General features: G+C 66.5%; 3 protein-coding genes. All 3 read left to right on the top strand.

The genetic code is table 11. The annotated features are described in order from the left end of the window. Positions 1-322: 322 nt before the first annotated feature. The 3 genes from Q0A15_RS00775 (at position 323) to Q0A15_RS00765 (ending at position 3429) form a co-directional block, all read left to right on the top strand. The gene (locus Q0A15_RS00775) at positions 323-811 is read left to right on the top strand and encodes an inorganic diphosphatase (RefSeq protein ID WP_291277631.1); all 489 of its coding nucleotides are present in this window, start codon (positions 323-325) and stop codon (positions 809-811) included. Positions 812-1222: 411 nt separating this feature from the next. Further along, the gene (locus tag Q0A15_RS00770) at positions 1223-2734 is read left to right on the top strand and encodes a TIGR04338 family metallohydrolase (protein ID WP_291277630.1); all 1512 of its coding nucleotides are present in this window, start codon (positions 1223-1225) and stop codon (positions 2732-2734) included. 47 nt (positions 2735-2781) lie between these two features. Then, positions 2782-3429 carry a hypothetical protein gene (locus Q0A15_RS00765; RefSeq protein WP_291277629.1) on the top strand — a complete coding sequence of 216 codons (648 nt, stop codon included), beginning with the start codon at positions 2782-2784 and terminating at the stop codon, positions 3427-3429. Positions 3430-3626 lie beyond the last annotated feature (197 nt).

Below are 3626 nucleotides of genomic sequence, written 5' to 3'. Positions count from 1 at the left end.
GCGCGTCGGAACCTGAGGCGCCCCATGGCGCCTTCGCTGGGCTGGGCAATGGCGAGACCTGCACCTGCGCCTGAGCGTCAGAGTTCTCCGGCGCGACGAAATGCCAGCCCACCAGGCCCGCTCCGAGCGCGCCGACCAGGACCCCATAGGTGATCCCTACGCCCTTGCGCATCCCGGCTCCTTGTCCAACCACGTGTCCGTCACAATCCAAGCTTAAAAAGTAGACTGATCTGCGAACCATAAGCCTAGTGCGCATTCCAACGCGCCGAAGCATCACACGAGCGCGGTCCTTCGGAGGGCTGCGCGGACAGGAAGAGGACACATGGAGCACGACGTCACCATCGAGATCCCTGCCGGATCCCGCGTCAAGTACGAGATCGACCACGAGACCGGGCGCCTGCGCCTGGACCGCGTTCTGTTCACCCCGATGCAGTACCCCACTGCATACGGCTACTTCGATGACACCCTGGGCCTGGACGGCGATCCGCTGGACGCCATGGTCTGGATCCCCGGCGTTGACCTCGTCCCCGGCGTCATCGTCGAGGCTCGTCCGGTGGGCGTGTTCAACATGACCGACGACGGAGGCCCGGACGCCAAGGTGCTCTGCGTCCCCGCCGACAAGCGCTACGACCACATCCAGGAGATCGAGGACGTGGACGAGTGGACCAAGAAGGAGATCGAGCACTTCTTCACCCGCTACAAGGACCTGGAGCCCGGCAAGTGGGTCAAGGCCGAGGGTTGGGCCGGCCGCGAGGCCGCCGAGAAGGAACTCGCCGACTCCATCGAGCGTTTCAAGACCGAAGGCCACTGAGTCTCTTCCACTGCCCGACGCCCGCGTCCCCCACTTTCGTAGGGGCGCGGGCGTCTGCGCATCCGCCTCCGCTGGGGCACGGGCATCTCTGCGTCCGCCTCCACGTGAGCACGGGCAACCCTGCGGCTTCCCCAGGCTTTCCGTCACCGCCTCCTAGGTTCCCTGTGCTGCTGTGACGGAAAGCCTGGGGCGATGTGTCTGGGACGGATCCGGAATGCTCGACGTCGCGTAGCCAGGCATCGCGAGCGCCGACGACGCATGCCCGGCTTGATCGCCGGTCCGCCCCGACCCTCACCTGTGGATAACGTCTGCGACGACGCCCACCGTAGCGATAGGGTTCTGGAACGGCGCTGGGGGCGCTCCCGCCAGGACGTCGCGGGGCGCTGAGTCGGAACACGAAGGGTGGAGATCATGGGAACACGGCAGGATCCGGACCAGACCGCGGTGTATGCGGCGGAGGCGGACGTGAGGCTCTGCCTGGACGGCCTCGATCCCGGAACATATGGGCAGCCCGAGGCCGTCGAGTTCCTCGGTGGCGGTTATCGACCTGAGATCGAACCGCGTTTCTCCTCACCCGATGAAGTGGGCGTTTACGTGGAACGGATCTGCGCGCACCTCGTCTCGACAAGCACCGATTTCGCCGGTCGGCAGCACCAGGTTCCCCGAGTTCGGACACGGCGCGGCGACCGTGCGGCCCACTACGAACCCGAGAACATGACGATCGCCATCCCGGACGATCTTGCCGCGGGCGGATGGGCCCTGCGCGCTTCCGTGGTGTGGCACGAGCTGGCCCATCACTTGGCCGGGGACACCAAGGGCGGGGACCACGGGGCCACGTTCCGTGCCACGTTCCTGCGGCTGCTTGAGGCCATCGACGTCCCCGAGATCGCGGGAATGTTGCTGCGCGCCTACGAGAGCCGTGGCCTGAGCGTGGTCGGGTTCAGCGTGGACGAGCGCACGCTTGAGACCATGCGGAGGCTCCTGGCCCAGGCGGAGGCCACCGATTCCGAGGCCGAGCGCGACATCTGCATGGAACGCGTCCAACGACTCGCCACCCGGCACCAGGTTGCCCTTGCAGTGTTGCGGGCGCGGACCACGGATCAGGAGTTCTCTGCAGGCCCGGTCGAGGAGACCCTGCAGATCGGCGAGCCGGGACAGCGCAGCCTGTGGTGCCACGTGAACCTGATGACGGGCATCATGCACGCCAACAATCTCAAGGGCACGGTGGCCTACGGGAACACCTCGATGACCATGCTGGGATTCCGCGAGGACATCGACATGGCCAAACAGCTCTTCTACTCACTCTCCCGTCAGATGCAGGCGGCCTGGGAACAGCATCTGGCTCTCAATCCGGTGGAGTACGCGTATGTGGGACGTTCCGGGCAACGCAAGAAGATCGCAACGATCACACGGAAGAACGCGTTCTTCGGGGAGTTCGGGAACCAGATGACCCGGCGGCTCATCCAGGTCAGGGACGAGGCCCTGGAGCAGGAAATCCTGGATGCTGCGGCAATGAGCGCCCAAGATGAGGACGCCTCGTGGGACGACGATGACGAATGGGACGAGTCCTACGACGGGACGCCGTGGGCCACGGTTCTGGGCGTCCCCATGTCTGGCGTGCAGGCCGACCCGGACGATCCCGAGTCGGAGGGCGGCACCTTACACCTCAGCCGGAGGTCTGACGACCCGCCGCTGACCCGTGACCCAGGCGGACTCGGTTCCGTGGCCGGCGTGGAGCTGGCGCTGCGAGATCGTGAGGTCGCTGTGACGGACGCGTTCAAGGCCATGGTGGAGGCCAGACGGATCCGGCGCAGCTGGCGACAGCCGTCGGACGCCGTCTACAAGGCGCCGGGCACGGCACTAGCCGGGCAGGATGCGGCGGAGCAGGCCTCGCTGGGCGGCGAACGCGAACTCGGAGCCTGATTCGCTTCTCCGCCGCCCGAGACACCGGCACCTGAGACACTGGTGACGTGTTCACCCTGACTCTCACCCAGCGCGCTGGCGACCAGGATCGTGTTCCGGAGCTGCTAGGCGCCCTGGAATCGGTCCCCATCGGCGAGGCCGGCCACCCCTTTCGCCGCACCTTCGGTTCCCAGGCCGTGGGCGTGGTGGATTCCCCTGAGGCGGCCGTGGATGCCTCGCTGAAGGCTGTGCGCTTCGGATCCGGAGCCGATGGCCGTGGCAAGCGGATCTGGGCGGTCGGGATCGGTGTCGGCCCCGTGGTGCCAGACGGCGAGGCTCTGGCCGGAGCGGGTCCGTCCCGCTCCCGTCGGGCCTCCGAGTCGGCGCTGCGCGCCACCATACCTGTGTGCGTGGAGGGCGGACCTGCGGGCGTGACGTTCGACGGCGTCCCACCGGCGCCAGAATCTGCAGGGGCGGCGCAGGGCGTCCTGCGCCTGTTGGGAGATCTGGTTGCCTCCCGGTCCAAGGCCGACTGGGAGGTAGTGGACCTGGTGGTTCCCGGAGTCAGGGGGCAGCAGAAGGCCATCGCAGATGCCCTCGGGATCACGGTTCAAGCGGTGTCCCAGACCCTCATCCGTGCCCGCCAGAATCAGGAGACGGAGGGTAGATCCGCTGCCGCCCTCATGCTGCGCCTGGCCGCCTTCGCCGTCGACTGACCGCTGACCACAACTCGAATCCCGCACTCAACTTCAGCCGAATTCTCAACTTCAGCGGGCGGTCTCAACCGGTGGTTGCAACACGGTTGTCGATCAGGCCTGCAAGGCCTCCCGCAAGCACTCCGCGGGCGTAAACCATTCTAGCCGCTTCCGCGGCCGACCATTCAATTCATTCGCGACATATTCAAGATCTTCTG

The organism is Galactobacter sp. (assembly GCF_022712295.1).
In the GTDB taxonomy this organism is placed as follows: Bacteria; Actinomycetota; Actinomycetes; order Actinomycetales; family Micrococcaceae; genus Galactobacter.
This window is presented reverse-complemented; position numbering and strand designations above follow the sequence as displayed.